Below are 18,398 nucleotides of genomic sequence, written 5' to 3' on the forward strand. Positions count from 1 at the left end.
GACCGACCGGGCCGGGAGGCGTTCCGACATATCGTCAACTTCCGGACAGAAGGCGGATCTTGACGTGAGTGCGGTGCGTAGTCGATTGCGTGCGGTGTGCATGAATCGGGATGGGGCGGGGTAGTTCCTGTCGCACATCGTTTCTTGTACGGCTGTGACCCCGGAGACAGCCGATGCCGAGCCGGCCGTCGCCGTGCGCCGGTGTCGCGGCGGGGTACACGCGGGGCAGCCGGGCAGTGATGCGAGTCTTCCCCCGAGTCACGAGCCTCGTCAGGAGTAAGCCGTGCTGCATCCGATCGAGTCCAGCGCCCGCAGTGCCAACGTGGCGGTCCGGCGCAGTACCGCCGGCCAGGCGGGCACCGGGACGCAGCAGCTCGACCACCTGGACGACAACCCCTGGCACACCGGCGCGGCCTGCCGCCGCGACGAGGCGGGGCTGTTCTTCGCACCGTCCAAGGAGCCGACCGCCGCCCGGCTGGCCCGCGAGGAGCAGGCCAAGCAGGTCTGTGCGCGCTGCCCGGTGCTCCTGGAGTGCCGGGAGCACGCACTGGCCCAGCCGGAGCCGTACGGCGTGTGGGGCGGGTTGACCGCCGCCGAGCGGCGGGTGGTACTGGCCCGGCGCCGCCGCCGGGAGAGCGAACTGCGGGAGGCCCGCCGGGTCGGCGCCGGCCGGCTGATAGCCGGCTGACCGCACCCCGGGGTGGGCCCGCTGCGCACGGGCCCACCCCCTGGCGTGGGCGTCAGTTCGCGCGGTCGAAGTCGATCGCGCTGTAGGCCCGCAGCTTGGACAGCTTGTGGGTGGAGTGGATCTCGCGGATGGTGCCGCTCTTGGAGCGCATCACCAGCGAGCTGGTGGAGGCGGTCTCCTGGCGGTAGTGGACGCCGCGCAGCAGCTCGCCGTCGGTGATGCCGGTGGCGACGAAGAACACGTTCTCGCCGCTGACCAGGTCGTTGGTGGTGAGCACCCGGTCCAGGTCGTGGCCGGCGTCCAGCGCCTTCTGCTTCTCGGCCTCGTCCTTGGGCCACAGGCGGCCCTGGATCACGCCGCCCATGCACTTCATGGCGCAGGCCGCGATGATCCCCTCGGGGGTGCCGCCGACGCCGAGCAGCAGGTCGACGCCGGTGCCCTCGCGGGCGGTCATGATGGCGCCGGCCACGTCGCCGTCGGTGATGAACTTGATCCGGGCGCCGGCCTCACGGACCTGGCGGACCAGGTCGGCGTGGCGGGGGCGGTCCAGGATCATCACCGTGACGTCCTCGACGGCGCTGCCCTTGGCCTTGGCCACGCGGCGGATGTTCACGGCCGGCGGGGCGGTGATGTCGACGAACTCGGCGGCCTCGGGGCCGGTGATGAGCTTGTCCATGTAGAAGACCGCGCTGGGGTCGAACATGGTGCCGCGGTCCGCGACGGCCAGGACGGCCACGGCGTTGGCCATGCCCTTGGCGGTCAGCGTGGTGCCGTCCACCGGGTCCACCGCGACGTCGCACTCGGCGCCGGTGCCGTCGCCGACCCGCTCGCCGTTGTAGAGCATCGGGGCTTCGTCCTTCTCGCCCTCGCCGATGACGACGACGCCGTTCATCGAGACGGTCGAGACGAGGGTGCGCATGGCCTTCACGGCCGCGCCGTCGGCGCCGTTCTTGTCACCCCGGCCGACCCAGCGGCCGGCCGCCATCGCGGCGGCCTCCGTGACGCGGACGAGCTCCAGGGCCAGGTTCCGGTCGGGGGCCTCGGGGGCCACCTCGAGGGAGCTGGGGAGGTTGTGGGAGTAGCGGTTATCAAACGCGTGTGTGGTCATCGTCGATACCTCTCTGTACGCGACGGCCAGTTAGCGCCCGACTACTGCCTGGTCGAACGCCGTGCTGAGGGTCCTGCGATCGTATCTGCCCATGAGATGACTGTCTGTGGCGCATCTCCCGCCCACCTGCGACACCGTGCCGTTTTGGGGTGATTCACCCGCGCGCGGGGACCCGGGTGTCGGTGCCGGGACGGCGATGGTCCACCATGGACGGGTGGCAGGAAAGAGCAGTATGAGAGGCCGGCAGACCGTACGGGACATGATCCTGTCGATGCTGGCGATCGGAGTCGTGGCGGCCGGGGTGTACTTGCTCATCCCGCACGCGTCGGGGGACACCGTCGGCGCGGTCGACTACCGCTCGGCCGTCGCCTCGGCCAAGCGCGGTGCGCCGTACCCGCTGCTGGGCCCGACCGGGCTCGCCGCGGACTGGAAGGCCACCTCGGTGGAGTACAGCCCGAAGGACCAGAAGGGCTACGCGGTCTGGCACCTGGGCTTCGTCACGCCCTCCGGCCAGTACGCGGCGATCGAGCAGAGCAACGCGGCCCGGGACGACGTCCTCGCCACCACGGTGCCCGGCGGCAAGCCCGACGGCGACACCACGGTGGCCGGCCAGGACTGGCACCGCTACCAGGGCACCCACTACCGGGCCCTGACCGTGCAGACCGGCAGCGCGACCACGGTCGTCACCGGCACCGCCTCGTACGAGGAGCTCGCCCAGCTCGCGCAGGCGCTCAAGTAAGCCCGGCCCGTACGCGGACAGGGCCCCCACCGCGCGGTGGGGGCCCTGCTGCTTGTGCGGGGTACGGCTCAGACGGTGGTGACGACCTCGTCGTACGACAGGCGCGGGCCGCGCGGGTACGAGGCGTTCTCGCCCGGCTTGCCGATGTTGACCACCATCAGCACCGAGTGCTCGCCGTCGCCGAAGAACTCCTTGTCGACACCCGCGGCGTCGTAGCCGCCCATCGGACCGGCGGCCAGGCCGGCGGCCCGGATGCCCAGGATGAAGTAGGCGGCCTGCAGGGCGCCGTTGAAGCGCGCGGACGCCTCGCGACGCGGGCGCTCGGCGAAGAAGTCCTTGGCCTGCGGCACGGCGGGGAACTGGGTCGGCAGCTCCTCGTGGAACTCGTTGTCGGCGGCCAGGATGGCGACCAGCGGGGCGGCGGCGGTCTTGGCCCGGTTGCCCTCGTTCATGTGCTGCAGCAGGCGCTCACGGCCCTCGGGGCTGCGGACCAGGACGACGCGCAGCGGCTGCTGGTTCATCGCGGTGGGAGCGTGCTTGACCAGGTCGTATATCGCCTGGATCTGCTCGTCGCCGACGGGCTCGTCGGTGAAGGCGTTGGCGGTGCGGGCCTCGCGGAACAGCAGATCCTGGGCGGCGCTGTCGAGGGCCAGGGCGTCACTGATGGCAGTCGTCATGAGGTTCTCTACTTAATGTCCGGGGCGGCTGGCGGGACGGCTGGTGCGCCGTCCACACGTCGTCCAACAGTAGATGAAACTTAAACTATTCCATCCGGGGATGTGATCCGGGTCACTCCACCCCGGATCCGCCGGCCTCCTCGGCGGCCAGCGCCGCGTCCAGCCTGGCCCGCGCGCCGTCCAGCCAGCGCTGGCAGACCTTCGCCAGCTGCTCGCCACGCTCCCAGAGCGCCAGCGACTCCTCCAGCGACACCCCGCCGGCCTCCAGCTGCCGGACCACCTCCAGCAGGGCGTCCCTGGCCTGCTCGTAGCCCAGGCTGTCGTCCTGGCCCGCGCCGCTCTGGCCTGCGCCGCTCTGCCCCGCGCCGCTCTGTCCCGCGCTGTTCTGCCCCGCGCCGCTCTGATCGTCTGCCATGGCGCCAGCGTAGGTGCTGGCCGTGACAGACCGGCTCGCCCCGGGTCGGCTCGCACCCGGGTGGCGGGCAGACGGGTGGCGCGTCCCGGTGACGGGCCGGGCCCTCAGGGGCCGGCCGTCACCCCGAAGCCGCCGCCCGCCACCCGCGCGTGCAGCTCCTCACCCGACGTGACCTGGGCCGGGTCCGTCACGACGTGCCCGTCGGCCTGCTGGAGCACCGCGTACCCGCGCTCCAGGGTGGCCAGCGGCGAGAGCGCGACCACCCGGGCCAGCGTGTGCCCGAGGTCCGACTCGGCGGCGTCCAGCCGGTGCCCGAGGCAGCGCCGGGAGCGTTCCAGCAGCGCGGCCACCTCGGCGGCCCGCCCGTCCACCAGTTGCCGGGGTGCGGCCAGCACCGGCCGGCTGCGGACGCTCGCCAGCCCGGCCAGCTCCCGTTCGACCCGGCCGACCACCTGCCGCCGGGCCCGGTCGCGCAGCTGGTGCACCTTGGCCAGCTCCTCCCCGACGTCCGGGACCACTCGTTTGGCGGCATCGGTCGGGGTGGAGGCCCGCAGGTCCGCGACGAAGTCCAGCAGCGGCTGGTCCGGCTCGTGCCCGATCGCGCTCACCACCGGCGTCCGGCAGCCGGACACCGTCCGGATCAGCCCCTCGTCCGAGAACGGCAGCAGGTCCTCGACGCTGCCGCCGCCGCGCGCCACGATGATCACGTCCACCTCGGGGTGCTCGTCCAGCTCCCGGACGGCGGCCGAGACCCGGCTCACCGCGCCGACGCCCTGGACGGGTACGTTCCGCACCTCGAAGCGGACGGCGGGCCAGCGCCGCCGGGCGTTCTCCAGCACGTCCCGCTCGGCGGCCGAGCCCCGGCCGGTCACCAGGCCGATGCAGTGCGGCAGGAAGGGCAGCGGCCGCTTGCGGTCCGCCGCGAACAGCCCCTCGCCGGCGAGCCGCCGCTTCAGGTGCTCCAGCTTCGCCAGCAGCTCGCCGAGCCCGACCAGCCGGATCTCGGAGGCCCGCAGCGAGAGCGTGCCGCGAGCGGCGTACCACTCGGGCTTCGCCCGGACGATGATCCGCGAACCCTCCTGCACCGCGTCCGCGACCTGCTCGAAGACGGCCCGGAAGCAGGTGACCGTCAGCGAGACGTCCCGCTCCGGGTCGCGCAGCGTCAGGAACACCACGCCCGCCCCCGGCCGCCGGCTGAGCTGGGTGATCTGCCCCTCGACCCACACCTCGCCCAACCGGTCGATCCAGCCGCCGATCAGTGCGGAGACCTTGCCGACCGGGATCGGGGCTTCGGGAGAGCTGCTGTTGGCCATGCGTACGAGGCTATCGCCGCCGACGGACAGCGAGCCGGCGCACGACAGGCTGCAAGGAGCCGCCTGACGGCGTCCGACCGCTGCCGACCGCTGCCGACCGCTGCCGTCCGTTGCCGTCCGAGTCCGACCGCCTGCGACCGGAGCTGTCCGACCGGCCCGTCCCGTCGGTTCGGGTCGGCGCCGCCCGTACCATGGATGCCATGTCCAACACCGCTCAGCGCCGTGTCCTGCTCGCCGCCCCCCGGGGCTACTGCGCGGGCGTCGACCGTGCCGTCATCGCCGTGGAGAAGGCCCTTGAGCAGTACGGGGCACCGATCTACGTCCGCAAGGAGATCGTCCACAACAAGTACGTCGTGAAGACCCTGGAGAAGCAGGGCGCGATCTTCGTCGACGAGACGGAGGAGGTGCCGGAGGGCTCGATCGTGGTCTTCTCGGCGCACGGTGTGGCGCCCTCGGTGCACGACGAGGCCAAGGCCGGCAAGCTCGCGACCATCGACGCGACCTGCCCCCTGGTGACCAAGGTCCACAAGGAGGCCGTCCGGTTCGCGGACGAGGACTTCGACATCCTGCTGGTCGGCCACGAGGGCCACGAGGAGGTGGTCGGCACCATGGGCGAGGCCCCGGACCGGATCCACCTGGTGGACGGCCCCGAGGACGTCGCGAACGTCCAGGTCCGCGACGAGTCCAAGGTGGTCTGGCTCTCCCAGACCACCCTCTCGGTGGACGAGACGATGGCCACCGTCGGCGAGCTCAAGAAGCGCTTCCCGCTGCTGGTCAGCCCGCCCAGCGACGACATCTGCTACGCCACCCAGAACCGCCAGGTCGCCGTCAAGCAGATGGCCCCCGAGACGGACCTGCTGATCGTGGTCGGCTCCCGGAACTCCTCCAACTCCGTCCGCCTGGTCGAGGTCGGCCTGGAGTACGGCGCCAAGGCCGCCCACCTGGTGGACTACGCGGACGAGATCGACGACTCCTGGTTCGAGGGCGTCACCACGGTCGGCCTGACCAGCGGCGCCTCGGTTCCGGAGATCCTGGTCGAGGGCGTGCTCGCCCACTTCGCCGAGCGCGGCTACACCGACGTGCAGACCGTCAAGACCGCCGAGGAGCACCTGATCTTCTCGCTGCCCAAGGAGCTCCGCCGCGACCTGCGCGCGGAGGCCGCCGGCAAGCTCTAGGGTCTGCGCCGGTGCCCGGGGTTCCACGGAGCCCCGGGCACCGTGCTGTCCGGGGCCCGGCACCGGCCCGCACCCGCATCCGCACCGGCACCCGCCCGGCTCGGCCGATCGGCAGGCGTACCCGGCCCGGCGCCCGTACGTTTGTGCACAGGCTGTGGACGACGGAGGGCGGCGTGGCTGTGGCAACGGTATTCGGCGTGGACATCGGCGGCTCGGGCATCAAGGGCGCGCCCGTGGACCTCGGCAAGGGCGTGCTCGCCGAGGAGCGGCACAAGGTCCTGACGCCTCGCCCGGCCTCGCCGGAGGCGGTGGTCGCGGCGGTCCGCGAGGTGGTCCGGCACTTCGGCCACCAGGGGCCGGTCGGTCTCACCTTCCCCGGGGTGGTGGTCGGCGGGCACACCCGGACGGCCGCCAACGTGGACAAGGGCTGGGTCGGACTCGACGCCCAGGGGCTGTTCCGCGAGGCGCTGGACCTGCCCGCCACCGTGCTCAACGACGCCGACGCGGCCGGCCTCGCCGAACTGCGGCACGGCGCCGGCCGGGGACAGGACGGGGTGGTGCTGGTGCTGACCTTCGGCACCGGCATCGGCAGCGCGCTCTTCGTGGACGGCGCCCTCGTCCCCAACACCGAGCTGGGCCACCTGGAGATGCGCGGCAAGGACGCCGAACGCCGGGCCTCCTCCGCCGCCAAGGAGCGGCACGAGCTCTCCTGGGCCGACTGGTCCGTCCGGGTGGACGAGTACCTCGACCTGGTCGAGCGGCTCTTCTCCCCACAGCTGATCATCATCGGCGGCGGTGTCAGCCGCAAGCACGACAAGTTCCTGCCGCTGCTCAAGGAGCGCGAGGCCGGTGTCGTACCGGCGCTGCTGCGCAACGACGCGGGCATCGTCGGCGCGGCGATGGCGGCGGCGGCCCGCGGCGACTGACCCGGACGGCCCGTCGCACCCGGACGGGGTGAGGCACGGCCGCCCCGCGCCCGCAGTCGCCGCGCGGCTTCAGGCGCCCCGCGCCCTCAGCCGTTCGCCCGGCCCCGCCGGATCCGGCGCTGCGCCAGGAACCGCGCCGCCACGATCACCACCGCCAGGCTGGTGCCGCTGAACAGCCACCCGGCCCGCAGCGCCAGCCCGGTCGCCAGCGCCAGCACCTGCCCGGTCACGCCGGGGGAGGAGACCGGGCCGAGCAGCAGCAGCGCGGTGGCGAAGGCGATCGGTCCGCTGATCGGCGCGGCCGGCAGGTCCGCGAGCCGGACCCGGACGGCCAGCTGGAAGCAGACCACCAGGTAGCCGAGCCCGAACAGGGTGCCGAGCCCGTCGAACAGCAGCCGGTCGAGCCCCGCCACGGCCAGCGTGCCGGCCACGGCCAGCACACCGGTGCCGACGGCGGTCAGCCGGGCCGGCCGCCCGCCGCCCGGCCGGTCGCGCCCCCGGTCGCCGGTGCGGAGCGGCAGGGGCAGCCGCAGCCGCGGCCGGGGCGTCGCCCGGCCGGACGCCGCCCGGCTCCCGGCGGCTGGGCGGGGTGGTGCGTCGGGGGGCGTGGCGGGCCCCGGTACGGCGGCCTCGGCGGCGCCGGCTGGCGGTCGGCGTCGGGGCCCGGGCGGCTGGGTACGGATGCTCTGCTCCACCCGACCAACGTACGGTCCGATCATCGCCACACGGTGTAATGGCCGCGTTCGGCCCTGCGCCGTGTCCCCGGACGGAGCAACGACGGCGCGGTTCCGCGGCCGGGCCGGGCCGATCCCGGAGCCCACGGCCGCCCCCTGACCCGGACCCGTAGACTGGGCCGTCGGCCCGTACGGTGCCGCTCGACTCCTCCAAGCCCACGGGACTGCGCTTCATGTCGCTCACGATCGGAATCGTCGGCCTGCCGAACGTCGGCAAGTCGACCCTTTTCAACGCCCTGACCAAGAACGACGTGCTGGCGGCCAACTACCCGTTCGCCACCATCGAGCCCAACGTCGGCGTCGTGGGCGTTCCGGACCCGCGGCTCAAGGTGCTCGCCGAGATGTTCGGCTCGCAGCGCCTGCTCCCGGCGACGGTGGACTTCGTGGACATCGCCGGCATCGTGCGCGGCGCGAGCGTCGGCGAGGGCCTGGGCAACAAGTTCCTCGCCAACATCCGCGAGTCGGACGCGATCTGCCAGGTCATCCGCGCCTTCGTCGACCCCGACGTCGTGCACGTGGACGGCAAGGTCTCGCCGAAGGACGACATCGAGACCATCAACACCGAGCTGATCCTCGCGGACCTCCAGTCCATCGAGAAGGTGATCCCCCGCCTCCAGAAGGAGGCCCGCCTGAAGAAGGAGTCGGCGGCCACCCTGGCGGCGGCCGAGGCCGCCCAGAAGATCCTGGAGAGCGGCAAGACCCTCTTCGAGGTCGGCTTCGACACCTCCTCCGTCCGTGAGCTGCACCTGCTCACCACCAAGCCCTTCCTCTACGTCTTCAACGTGGACGAGGAGGAGCTGATGGACGAGGAGTTCAAGGACGCCCAGCGCGCCCTGGTCGCCCCGGCCGAGGCGATCTTCCTCAACGCGAAGATCGAGTCCGAGCTGATCGGCATGGAGGAGGACGAGGCGCTCGAACTCCTCCAGTCCATGGGCCAGCAGGAGACCGGCATGGCCACCCTCGGCCGCGTCGGCTTCGAGACCCTCGGCCTGCAGTCCTACCTCACGGCCGGCCCCAAGGAGGTCCGCGCCTGGACCATCAAGAAGGGCGCCACCGCCCCGGAGGCCGCCGGTGTGATCCACACCGACTTCCAGAAGGGCTTCATCAAGGCCGAGATCGTCTCCTTCGACGACCTGGTCGAGTGCGGCTCCATCCCCGAGGCCCGCGCCAAGGGCAAGGCCCGCATCGAGGGCAAGGAGTACGTCATGCAGGACGGCGACGTGGTGGAGTTCCGCTTCAATGTGTAGTCATTCGCTTACTGCATGTTAGGCATTGAGTCAAACGCGCAGGTCGGAAAGGGTCGGACTCTGTCGAGTCCGACCCTTTCGTCGTCACCGTGCTGGATGGGTGCTGGATATTCTGACGTGTGGTCAGTCGCGATCAGTTGTCGTAAACGGTGGACCGGTGTCCCACGTGAACGACCCAGACCACCAGCTCCCCGTTGTCGATCGTGTAGACGACGCGGTAATCGCCGACCCGCAGTCGGCGGCGGTCCGGCTGGGACACGAGTGCGGTGGTGTTGAAGCCGAGCGGATCGCCTTCCAGCTCGGTCAGCTTGGCCAGGATGCGCAGTGCCATGTCGCGGGGGATCTTCCGAAGCTCGGCCTGCGCCTCGGGGCGGAAGACGGTTCGGTACTCACTCACTGCGCGCCAGCGTCTCCCTCATGATGTCCTCGATCGGGATGCCGGGTGCGGGGTTGGCCATGCGCTCGTCGATGATCCGGTTGATCTCGCGCTCCTCCCACTCCTGGTACTTGCGCAGCACTTCGATGGAGACGACGGCGGCGATCTCCTTGCCGCGGCGTGTGATCACCGTGGGCACGTCGTCCCGGTCGGCACGCTCCACGACCTCGGCGAGGTGTGCACGCACGTCGCGGATGGACTCTATGGGCAGCGGCTGTGTCATGTGCTCAAGCGTACCGAGTGTCCCATGTGTACACAACGGCTATGGGAGGGGAGGGTAGGCCTCCTTCGTTGCAGCTGCGCATGCTGGATGTGCTGGATGAGGCCCTACCGTGCTGGATCGGTGCTGGATGCGAGCCGCCGATCCCCCGTTCTTGCAGGTCGCGGCCCTGGCTTGGATGTTCCGCTTCAACGTGTGATGGCTCGCGTACTTTGTGTTGGATGATCTGTCGACTCTGCAGGTCGGATGGGGTCCACCCTCTCGGGGGTGGGCCCCTGACTTGTTCCCGTGCTGATCACGAATGAGGGGATCATCATCCTCGCCGCCCGCTATCACTACTGACTGTCCTCTGTTGCCGTTGCCGTCACATGCCGTATCGGCGCTGCCGGGTGCCCCCGGGCACCGACCGCCACCCGGGGGTACGTCGGCTCCGGGCTCACGGTGGGTCAGGGCGGCGGTGCGGGGTTGCCGCCTCCTGGACCCGGGCGCGGGGAGTTGTTCGTTCTCATCACATAAGATGCGCGACCTGGGGGTTGTCGCAGCGAACAGGGGGCCGGTGTGGGGAAGAGGAGCAGGTGCGCGGAGCGAGCGCGACGGCGGGCGGTACGGACTACGGCGCGGACACCGGTCGGATAGCGAGTCTCCCCGTCCGCAGACACCATGTGCTGTTGGTCCCGTGGACGGTGCTCTGGTTCCTGATCGTCGAACCGAGTGGCGGTGTGTCCTGGCACTACCTGCGGCAGGGCGAGCAGCTGCTCTTCGGCAGTGAGCCCGGCGGCGGCCTCTCGCTCTACGCGCACCACCCGGAGCTGCAGATCGGCCCGGTCAGCCTGGCGGCGGCCCGGCTCTTCGCGCCTTTCTCCGACCACGTCGGGCAGGTGCTGGCGGCGGCGACGATGTCCGCCCTCGGGCTGGTGATGCTCGTCCTGATCGGGCGGACGGCGGCCTGGTACCAGCGCGGTACCGGCACCAACCACCGTCGGCTGCAGCAGCGCATCCTGGTCGCGGGGCTGGCCTTCATCCCGATGTGGGTCGAGGTCTCGGTCCGGTTCGGGCACCTGGACGACGTCCTGGCGCTCTTCTTCACCACGCTCGCCGTCCACGCGCTGGTCAGGCACCAGCCCGCCGCGGTGGGCATCTACCTCGCCCTGGCGGTGGACTCCAAGCCCTGGGCGGTCTCCTTCCTGCCGCTGATCCTGGCGCTGCCGCGGCCGGTCTGGCTGCGGGCCTTCGCCTGGTGCTGCGGTCTGGTCGCGGTCGCCTGGCTGCCGTTCTACCTGGGCAACCTGGGTTCGCTCGCGGCGGCCAAGTTCACCATCCCCAACCAGCCCGCCTCCTCGCTGCGCTGGCTGGGTGTCTCGGACCCGGCCACGCCCTGGTGGGACCGTCCGGCGCAGTTCGCGATCGGTCTCGGTCTGGGCGCGATCGCGGTCCGGCGCGGGCGCTGGCCGGCCGTGGTGCTGCTGGGCGCCAACGCCCGCATCCTGCTCGACCCCAGCGTCTACACCTACTACACGGCCTCGATCCTGCTCGGCACCCTGCTCTGGGATTCCGTCGGCCAGCGGCGGCTGGTGCCCTGGTGGAGCTGGATCGCGCTGGCCTCGCTGTACGGCGGGACGCTGCTGATCCCCTCCGACTCCGCGCGCGGACTGCTGCGGCTGGCGTTCGTGGTGGTGTCGACGGCGTACGTCCTGCTCTGGCCCACCAAGCAGCCGCGCAGACGGCACGAGGGCGGTGGCCCCCGCAGCCGTCGGAGCGGCGGTGGCGGCAGCCGTCGCGGCCGGAGTCGCGGTGCGGGCCGGCCGGTGGTGCCGCAACCGCGCCAGGAGAGCCGCCCCTTGAGCGCGGCCCGCTGAGCCGCGCGCACTGCGGGCCGGTCCGGCGCCGGTTCTTCGCAGGGGGCCCGGAACGCTCAGGGCCGGGGGACGCTCACCCGAGCAGGTGCGCGTTGACCGCCCGTGCGGCCTCGGCCAGTTCGGGCAGCTCCACGACCGTCACCCCGGCGGCGGTGAGCAGCGCCGTGCCCTGGCAGCCGGTGACGAAGAGGTCCGGTTCGCGCCAGGTGACGACCACCCGGGGGATGCCGGCGGCGATGATCAGCTGGGCGCAGGTGCGCGGCCGGGAGGCGCGCTGTCCGCAGGGCTCCAGCGAGCTGTAGACGGTCGCACCGCGCAGCCGGGGATCCCCGGCGGGCAGCTTGCCGAGGGCCGCCTCCTCGGCGTGGTTGTGCGCGTCGAGTTCGCGGCTGTAGCCCTCGCTGAGCACCGAACCGTCGGCGCCGACGATCACCGCGCCGACCGAGAACGCGGTCGCGGACGGCGGGCAGAGCTTGGACAGCTCGACCGCGCGGGCCAGCCAGAACAGATCGGAGGCGGTCACGGGGAGTACTCCTTGGGGGCGTACCTGAGCAGGACGACATCACCCACAGTACGTGCCCCCAGCAGCCGCATCCGCCGGCCCGGCCCGCCCGGGAACGCGGCCCGGCCGACGAAACGCGGGGCGGCGGCCTGGCCGACCAGCAGGGGGGCGACGGCGAGCTGCAACTCGTCGGCGAGTCCCTGGGCGAGGAACTGGGTGTGCACGCCGCTGCCGCCCTCGACCATCAGCCGCCCGACGCCGCGCCGGCCCAGGTCGTCCAGCACCGCGCCCAGGTCCACCGTTTCGCCGACCCCCACCACCTCGGCCAGGCCGGACAGTTCGGCGCGCAGCCCGGGAGCCGAGGCGAGCGTGGTGTACGCGAGCTTCTCGCCCCCGGTGTGCCAGAAGTTCAGCCCGGCGCCGAGCGAGCCGCTCCCGGTCAGGGTGACCTTGAGCGGGTACGCGGGCTTCCCGGCGGCGACCCGCGCGGCCCGCCGGTCGGGCGAGTTGACCAGCAGCCGGGGGTTGTCCAGGCGCAGGGTGTTGCCGCCGACCAGCAGCGCGTCGCAGGAGGCGCGCACCTCGTCCACCCGGTTGAAGTCCTCGGGGCCCGAGAGCAGCAGCCGCTCCGGGGAGGCGTCGTCCAGGTACCCGTCGATCGACATCGCGGCGCTGAGCAGGACGTACGGGCGGCGAGCTGCCACGGGAGGGTCCGTTCTCTCGGGAGCTGCCACAGTACGACGCCGGGCGGGCCGGCCGGCCCGTGCCGCGGCCCGGTCAGCCGCTGCGGGGCGGCACCGGCAGCGGGAGCGCGGGCAGGCCGTCGAGGCTGCTGCCGATGTACTCCTTGCTCTCGCAGTAGGCCGAGAACTTGTCCTCGCCCTTGCGGTCGAAGTACTCGGCGTGCAGGCCGCGGTCCTCGCGGAAGTCCATGAACGGGACGGCGTAGCCGCAGGAGTCGCTGACCCGTTCGGCGTGCACCACGACGACCGCGCGCAGCCCGGCGCCGTCCACGGCCGGGTCGAAGCGGGCCATCAGGCCGTCGAACCGCGGGTCGTCGCGGAAGACCGGCTCGCCGCGCCCGTGCACCCGCACCACGGTGGGCGGGCCGGTGAAGGCGCACCACATCAGCGTGATCCGCCCGTTCTCCCGCAGGTGGGCGATGGTCTCGGCGGTGCTGCCGCCGAAGTCCAGGTAGGCGAGGGTCAGTTCGTCCAGCACCGGCAGCGTTCCGGAGCGCCCCTTGGGGGAGACGTTGACGTGTCCGTCGTCGGCGAGCGGGGCGGTGGCGGTGAAGAAGACCGGCTGGTCCTCGATGAACTTCCGCAGGCGGCCGTCGATTCGCTCATATGTTTTTCCCATGACCCCAAGTGTGGCCAATCCGGTGGGGAATGGGGAGCCGATGAGAATGGGTATCGCCATCTGAGACGTATCTTCTCGACCAGCGAGACGATGCGTAGGCTCGGAGATGCCGGCGGAAGGCCGCCGGAGACTCAGGACGACGTGAGGGGAACCGTCATGACGGACCGGCGGGCTGTCTACACCCATGGCCACCAGGAGGCGGTGCTGCGCTCGCACCGCTCCCGCACCGCCGCCAACTCGGCGGCCTATCTGCTGGCCGAACTGCGGCCCGGCCAGGCCCTGTTGGACGTGGGCTGCGGGCCCGGCACGATCACCGCCGACCTGGCGGAGCTGGTCGGCCCGGCCGGCCGGGTGGTCGCCGTGGACACCTCCGCCGAGGTGCTGGCGCAGGCCGCCGGGTACGTCGCCGGGCGGGGGCTGTCCCAGGTGGTCTTCGAGGCCGCCGATGTGTTCCGACTGCCCTACCGGGACGGCGAGTTCGACGTGGTGCACGCCCACCAGGTACTGCAGCACGTCGCCGACCCGGTGTCGGCGCTGCGCGAGATGCGCCGGGTGACGGCGCCCGGCGGGGTGGTCGCGGCGCGCGACGCCGACTTCGCGGCGATGACCTGGTACCCCGAACTGCCCGAACTGGACGAGTGGATGGCCCTGACCCAGCGGGTCTCCCGGGGCAACGGCGGCGAGCCGAACGCGGGCCGCCGCCTGCTGTCCTGGGCCCGCGCCGCCGGGTTCACCGAGATCACGAGCACCTCCGGCACCTGGACGTACGCCACCCCGGAGCAGCGTGACTGGTGGGGCGGCCTGTGGGCCGACCGGGTCGTCGGCTCCGACTTCGCGAAGACCGCCGTCGCCGACGGGCACGCGACCCCGGCAGACCTGGAGCGGATCTCGGCGGGCTGGCGGCACTGGGCGGCCGACCCGGACGGCTGGTTCGCCGTCCTGCACGGCGAGGTGCTGTGCCGGGTCCCCGGGGAGGCCGACCGCTAGGGTCTGCCGTCAATTCGCGAGCCCGCCGCCGGCCGTGTCCGCTACCGTCGGCCGCATGGAGACGGCGTACCGCGTGATGCGGCAGGACGACAACGGCAACCGGTTCCTGGTCGCCAAGGGGCTGACGCGGCCGGCGGCGGAGGAGCTCGCAGCCGAGTTCGAGGCACGCGGCCACAAGCAGCTGTACTGGGTCGAACGGGACGGAGCCGTCGCCGCGGGCGCATAGGGTCTCGGTCATGGAGACCCGGATTGTCGTCGGCGGTGCCCTCATCCACCAGGGCCGGGTGCTGGCCGCCCGCCGCAGCGCGCCGCCCGAGGTGGCGGGGTACTGGGAGTTCCCGGGCGGCAAGGCCGAACCCGGCGAGACGCCCGAGCAGGCGTTGGAGCGCGAGCTGTACGAGGAACTCGGCGTACGGGCCCGCGCGGTGGCGCAGCTGCCCGGCCGGTGGCCGGTGCGGCCGGGGCTGGAACTGCGGATCTGGACGGCCGAACTGCTCTCCGGCGACCCGCAGCCGCTGGAGGACCACTCCGAGCTGCGCTGGCTCGGGCCGGAGCAGCTGGCCGAGGTCGACTGGCTCGACCACGACCGCGAGGTCCTGCCGCACGTCGCCCGGCTGCTCACCGACCAGCCCGGCGGCTCGTAGCACCCGGGGCGCCCCGCCTGCCGTGCCCGCCGCCGTGCCCGCCGCCGCGCCCGGCTCCCCGCGCCACGGGATCCGAGCCCGGCGGACCGGCAGCGGTTCCACGGTTCTGCGGTTCCACGGTTCCGCAGTCCCACGGATCCGGTCAGGCTGCGCCGAGACCGTGCTCAGGCCTGGCCTATGCCTGGCTTAGGCCAGGTAGGTCAATCGGAAAAGACGACCCCGAATGCCGGGATAGCCGGGCAATTTGCTGGGTATGTCACTGTTCGACAGCATTCGTCACCATCGGTGAGGCGGGGCCGGACACACGGTGAGGCAGCGTCGGGCGGTCGCCGACACCCCACCACCGGCACCCCGACCCGAGGTGCGCAGCCCGAGCAGCCCGAGAGCCGGAGGCCCTGTCGGTGTCGAGTACGGGTAACGGCGGGGGAGAGCGACCGTCCCGGGGCCTGCCCCGGCGGGGGTCGCAGCGTGCGACCGGCCCCGGTGTGGGCGGCGACCCGCCTCGCGCGAGTCCCCATGCCATCGGGGGCGTCCGGGGCGGCGCCGCCGCCCGCGCGCGCCTGCGGCGCGGCGCGCCCTCGCACACGTCTGCCCGCACGCCCCCGCTCGCCGCCGGTCCGCGCGAGCAGGCCGCTCAGGCCGCCCGGGAGCAGCAGAGCCGCCGCCGGCCGGGCAGCGCCCCGGCCGCGCCCGGTGTCCCGGACGCCTTCGCCGCGCCCGCCGTGCGCGGCCTGCCCGCCGCGCCCTTCCCCGGTACGGCCGCCGCGCCCGCCCCGCTCATCGGCAAGCATGCCCAGGGCAGCCTGTTCGACATCGTCAAGGTCGCGATCGCGATCCTCGACACCGCCGGCCGGGTGGTGCTGTGGAGTCCGGCCGCCGAGCAGCTGCTCGGCTGGCCGAGCGAGTTGCTGGTGGGACGCGGTATCGAGGAGCTGATCATCCAGGAGGAGCGGGCCGCCCAGGCCCGGGCGGCGATCCAGGACACGCTGCGCAACGGGGACTGGCGCGGTCTGACGGTGCTCCGGCACCGCGACGGCCCGAAGGTCCCGGTCGAGGCCCGGATCTCGCTGCTGGTGGACGGCGACGGCACCCCGTTCCTCCAGGTCGCCCTCGCCGAGGCCCGGACGCTCCAGGCGGTCGAGCGCGACCTCGCCGTCCGGGACGCACTGTTCGAGCAGTCGCCGCTCGGCATCGCGATCCTCGACACCGAGCTGCGCTACACCGCCGTCAACCGGACGCTGGCCGAGATGAACGGCTTCCCCGCCGAGGACCACGTCGGCCGCACCACCGGCGAGACCCTCCCGGAGCGGGCCGCCGACGAGATCACCGCCATCCAGCGGCAGGTGCTGGCGACCGGCGAGCCGGTCATCGACGTCACGCTCGCCTCGCCGAGCACCGCCCGGTCGGGGTTCCGCTCGATCTCGTACAGCCGGATGACCGACCGTTCGGGCAAGGTGCTCGGCATCTCCGGCACCGTGATGGACGTGACCGACCGCTACCGGGCCGTCGCCAAGGTCGAGAACGCCCGCCGCCGGCTGTCGCTGCTCAACGAGTTCGGCTCCCGGGTCGGTGACCTGCTCGACGCCACCCGGATCGCCCAGGAGCTGGCGGGCTCGGTGGTGCCCCGGCTGGCGGACTACGCGGCGGTGATCCTGCTCCAGGCGGTCGCCCACGGCGACGACCTGCCCCGGCACGGGCACGACCGCCGTACCTCGCTGCTCCAGCTCGGCGTGGCCGCCGTCCAGGACGGGGCCGAGGTGGAGGTGATGCTCCGGCGCGGTGCCCGGATCACCTTCGCCGAGGACTCCTCCTTCGGCCGGGTGCTGCGCACCGGCGTGCCCGAGCTGCTCTCCGGGCCGGCCGAGCTGAGCGACCTCACCTACCCCGGCGACCCGAAGGTGCAGGCGGCGCACGACCTGGGCGTGCACTCCCGGCTGGTTGTCCCGCTGCGCGCCCGGGGCCTGGTGATCGGCCTGCTGGCGCTCAGCCGGTCCGGCTACCGCGAGGGCTTCGACCGGGACGACCTGGCCTTCACCGTCGAGCTCGCCGACCGGGCGGGCAGCTCGCTCGACAACGCGCGCCTGTACGCCCGCGAGCGCACCGCCGCGCTGACCCTCCAGCGCACCCTGCTGCCCCAGCAGGTGCCGCAGCCCCCCGGCGTCGAGGTCGCCTACCGGTACGTACCCGGCAGCAGCGGCACCGAGGTCGGCGGCGACTGGTTCGACGTGATCCCGCTGCCGGGCGAGCGGACGGCTCTGGTGGTGGGCGACGTGATGGGCCACGGGCTGCGGGCCGCCGCGACGATGGGCCGGCTGCGCACCGCCGTCCGCACCCTGGCCGGGCTCGACCTGCCGCCGGACGTCCTGCTGCGGCACGTCCACGACCTGGCCGACGACCTGGCCCAGGGCCCGGACGAGGCGCTGCTCGCCACCTGTGTCTACGTGGTCTTCGACCCCGCGACCGGCCGGCTGACGGCGACCAAGGCGGGCCACATCCCGCCGGTCCTGATCGTCCCCAAGGAGCCGGCCGACGAGTCCGCCAAGATCGGCAGTGCGCTGCCGGGCGGGGTCGGCCAGATCCTGGACCTGCCCTCGGGCGCGCCGCTCGGGGTCGGCGGCGTCCCGTTCGAGTCGATCGAACTGGACATCCCCGAGGGCAGTCTGCTGGCGCTCTGCACGGACGGCCTGGTGGAGTCCCGGGACAAGGACCTGGACGTCGGCCTCGGCAGGCTGCTGAGCGTCCTGGAGCAGCCGTACGCGTCGATCCAGCAGGCCTGCGAGGCGGTGCTCGCCACCATGGAGCAGGGGCGGGAGCCCGACGACGTCGCCCTGCTGCTGGCCCGGCTCGGGCGCGGGCAGTCGGGCATCCCGACGGCCGGGTGGACGCTGCCGGCCGAGCCCACCGCCGTCTCGCGGGCCCGCCGCCTGGTCCGCGGCACCCTCGCCGAGTGGGGCGCCGAGAACCTCACCGACACCGCCGAGCTGCTGGTCAGCGAACTGGTCACCAACTCCGTCCGGTACGCCAGTGCCCCGATCGGTGTCCGTCTCACGCTCGGCGACACCCTGCTGGTGGAGATCTCCGACCCGCTGCCCGACCCGCCCCGGGAGCGCCACGCGGCCGAGGCGGACGAGGGCGGCCGTGGGCTGGAGCTGGTCCGCCGGCTGGCCCTGCGCTGGGGCACCCGGGCCGAGGGCATGGGCAAGGTGGTCTGGTTCGACCTGCCGCTGGTCGAGCAGATCTACGAGCTGGAACGCGAGTACGACGACGAAGCGGGCGGCGGCCCGGGGGAGTGACCCCGCACCGCCGCCCGGTCCGACGACGAGTCGGGCGGCGGCGCGGGGGAGAGCCCCGCACCGCCGCCCGGAGGAG

At 72.7% G+C, this 18,398-nt stretch carries 20 protein-coding genes; 10 read left to right on the forward strand and 10 right to left on the reverse strand.

Annotation, left to right across the window (positions count from 1 at the left end; genetic code table 11):
* The first annotated feature begins 283 nt into the window (after positions 1–283).
* Complete coding sequence (locus ABD330_RS02140; RefSeq protein WP_344460046.1) at positions 284–688, forward strand: WhiB family transcriptional regulator; 405 nt, start codon at positions 284–286, stop codon at positions 686–688.
* Between the two features lie 52 nt (positions 689–740).
* Here the strand turns inward: ABD330_RS02140 and glpX are convergent, their stop codons facing one another.
* Positions 741–1,796, reverse strand: coding sequence for a class II fructose-bisphosphatase (gene glpX, locus ABD330_RS02145; RefSeq protein WP_344460048.1), 1,056 nt, complete (start codon positions 1,794–1,796; stop codon positions 741–743).
* Positions 1,797–2,028: 232 nt separating this feature from the next.
* Between glpX and ABD330_RS02150 the strand changes: the two genes are divergently transcribed.
* A complete protein-coding gene (locus tag ABD330_RS02150) occupies positions 2,029–2,535 on the forward strand; it encodes a DUF4245 domain-containing protein (RefSeq protein ID WP_344460049.1) in 507 nt (168 codons plus the stop codon).
* Positions 2,536–2,603: 68 nt separating this feature from the next.
* Here the strand turns inward: ABD330_RS02150 and ABD330_RS02155 are convergent, their stop codons facing one another.
* The 3 genes from ABD330_RS02155 to xseA all read right to left on the reverse strand — a co-directional run bounded on the left by ABD330_RS02155 (position 2,604) and on the right by xseA (position 4,940).
* Positions 2,604–3,212, reverse strand: a complete 609-nt coding sequence (locus ABD330_RS02155; protein WP_344460051.1) for a malonic semialdehyde reductase — start codon at positions 3,210–3,212, stop codon at positions 2,604–2,606.
* A 112-nt stretch (positions 3,213–3,324) separates the two neighbouring features.
* A complete protein-coding gene (locus tag ABD330_RS02160; protein WP_344460052.1) occupies positions 3,325–3,627 on the reverse strand; it encodes an exodeoxyribonuclease VII small subunit in 303 nt (100 codons plus the stop codon).
* A 104-nt stretch (positions 3,628–3,731) separates the two neighbouring features.
* A complete protein-coding gene (gene xseA / locus ABD330_RS02165) occupies positions 3,732–4,940 on the reverse strand; it encodes an exodeoxyribonuclease VII large subunit (protein ID WP_344460054.1) in 1,209 nt (402 codons plus the stop codon).
* Positions 4,941–5,140: 200 nt separating this feature from the next.
* On the opposite strand from xseA, the gene ABD330_RS02170 reads away from it, so the two are divergent.
* Together ABD330_RS02170 and ppgK are read left to right on the forward strand one after the other, a co-directional pair.
* Positions 5,141–6,115, forward strand: a complete 975-nt coding sequence (locus ABD330_RS02170) for a 4-hydroxy-3-methylbut-2-enyl diphosphate reductase (protein WP_344460056.1) — start codon at positions 5,141–5,143, stop codon at positions 6,113–6,115.
* A gap of 179 nt (positions 6,116–6,294) precedes the next feature.
* On the forward strand, positions 6,295–7,041 hold the full coding sequence (gene ppgK, locus ABD330_RS02175; protein WP_344460584.1) for a polyphosphate--glucose phosphotransferase: 747 nt from the start codon (positions 6,295–6,297) through the stop codon (positions 7,039–7,041).
* Between the two features lie 86 nt (positions 7,042–7,127).
* Here the strand turns inward: ppgK and ABD330_RS02180 are convergent, their stop codons facing one another.
* Positions 7,128–7,736 (reverse strand): DUF6542 domain-containing protein, encoded by a 609-nt coding sequence (locus ABD330_RS02180; protein WP_344460058.1) that lies wholly within the window; start codon positions 7,734–7,736, stop codon positions 7,128–7,130.
* 212 nt (positions 7,737–7,948) lie between these two features.
* Here ABD330_RS02180 and ychF point away from each other — a divergent pair, with 212 nt between their 5' ends.
* Positions 7,949–9,022 carry a redox-regulated ATPase YchF gene (gene ychF, locus ABD330_RS02185; protein ID WP_344460059.1) on the forward strand — a complete coding sequence of 358 codons (1,074 nt, stop codon included), beginning with the start codon at positions 7,949–7,951 and terminating at the stop codon, positions 9,020–9,022.
* Positions 9,023–9,155: 133 nt separating this feature from the next.
* Here the strand turns inward: ychF and ABD330_RS02190 are convergent, their stop codons facing one another.
* Positions 9,156–9,419 (reverse strand): type II toxin-antitoxin system RelE family toxin, encoded by a 264-nt coding sequence (locus tag ABD330_RS02190; protein WP_344460061.1) that lies wholly within the window; start codon positions 9,417–9,419, stop codon positions 9,156–9,158.
* Positions 9,412–9,681, reverse strand: a complete 270-nt coding sequence (locus ABD330_RS02195; protein ID WP_344460062.1) for a type II toxin-antitoxin system Phd/YefM family antitoxin — start codon at positions 9,679–9,681, stop codon at positions 9,412–9,414. Before ABD330_RS02195 ends, ABD330_RS02190 begins: the two co-directional genes overlap by 8 nt.
* 572 nt (positions 9,682–10,253) lie before the next feature.
* Between ABD330_RS02195 and ABD330_RS02200 the strand changes: the two genes are divergently transcribed.
* The gene (locus ABD330_RS02200; protein ID WP_425555406.1) at positions 10,254–11,534 is read left to right on the forward strand and encodes a hypothetical protein; all 1,281 of its coding nucleotides are present in this window, start codon (positions 10,254–10,256) and stop codon (positions 11,532–11,534) included.
* 73 nt (positions 11,535–11,607) lie between these two features.
* Here ABD330_RS02200 and ABD330_RS02205 read toward each other — a convergent pair whose 3' ends face one another.
* The 3 genes from ABD330_RS02205 to ABD330_RS02215 form a co-directional block, all read right to left on the reverse strand.
* On the reverse strand, positions 11,608–12,057 hold the full coding sequence (locus ABD330_RS02205; protein ID WP_344460064.1) for a cytidine/deoxycytidylate deaminase family protein: 450 nt from the start codon (positions 12,055–12,057) through the stop codon (positions 11,608–11,610).
* Entirely contained in the window at positions 12,054–12,740 is a 687-nt protein-coding gene (locus tag ABD330_RS02210) for a RibD family protein (RefSeq protein WP_344460066.1), read from the reverse strand. Before ABD330_RS02210 ends, ABD330_RS02205 begins: the two co-directional genes overlap by 4 nt.
* Before the next feature lie 73 nt (positions 12,741–12,813).
* Positions 12,814–13,398, reverse strand: coding sequence for a pyridoxamine 5'-phosphate oxidase family protein (locus tag ABD330_RS02215; protein WP_344460067.1), 585 nt, complete (start codon positions 13,396–13,398; stop codon positions 12,814–12,816).
* Positions 13,399–13,554: 156 nt separating this feature from the next.
* On the opposite strand from ABD330_RS02215, the gene ABD330_RS02220 reads away from it, so the two are divergent.
* The 4 genes from ABD330_RS02220 to ABD330_RS02235 all read left to right on the forward strand — a co-directional run bounded on the left by ABD330_RS02220 (position 13,555) and on the right by ABD330_RS02235 (position 18,322).
* Positions 13,555–14,385 carry a methyltransferase domain-containing protein gene (locus tag ABD330_RS02220; protein WP_344460069.1) on the forward strand — a complete coding sequence of 277 codons (831 nt, stop codon included), beginning with the start codon at positions 13,555–13,557 and terminating at the stop codon, positions 14,383–14,385.
* 55 nt (positions 14,386–14,440) lie between these two features.
* Positions 14,441–14,611: an SPOR domain-containing protein gene (locus ABD330_RS02225; RefSeq protein ID WP_344460070.1), complete on the forward strand. Its 171-nt coding sequence runs from the start codon at positions 14,441–14,443 to the stop codon at positions 14,609–14,611.
* Between the two features lie 10 nt (positions 14,612–14,621).
* Positions 14,622–15,029: a (deoxy)nucleoside triphosphate pyrophosphohydrolase gene (locus tag ABD330_RS02230; RefSeq protein WP_344460072.1), complete on the forward strand. Its 408-nt coding sequence runs from the start codon at positions 14,622–14,624 to the stop codon at positions 15,027–15,029.
* 485 nt (positions 15,030–15,514) lie between these two features.
* Complete coding sequence (locus ABD330_RS02235; protein WP_344460074.1) at positions 15,515–18,322, forward strand: SpoIIE family protein phosphatase; 2,808 nt, start codon at positions 15,515–15,517, stop codon at positions 18,320–18,322.
* Positions 18,323–18,398 lie beyond the last annotated feature (76 nt).

The organism is Kitasatospora kazusensis (genome assembly GCF_039529945.1).
GTDB classification, from domain to species: Bacteria; Actinomycetota; Actinomycetes; order Streptomycetales; family Streptomycetaceae; genus Kitasatospora; species Kitasatospora kazusensis.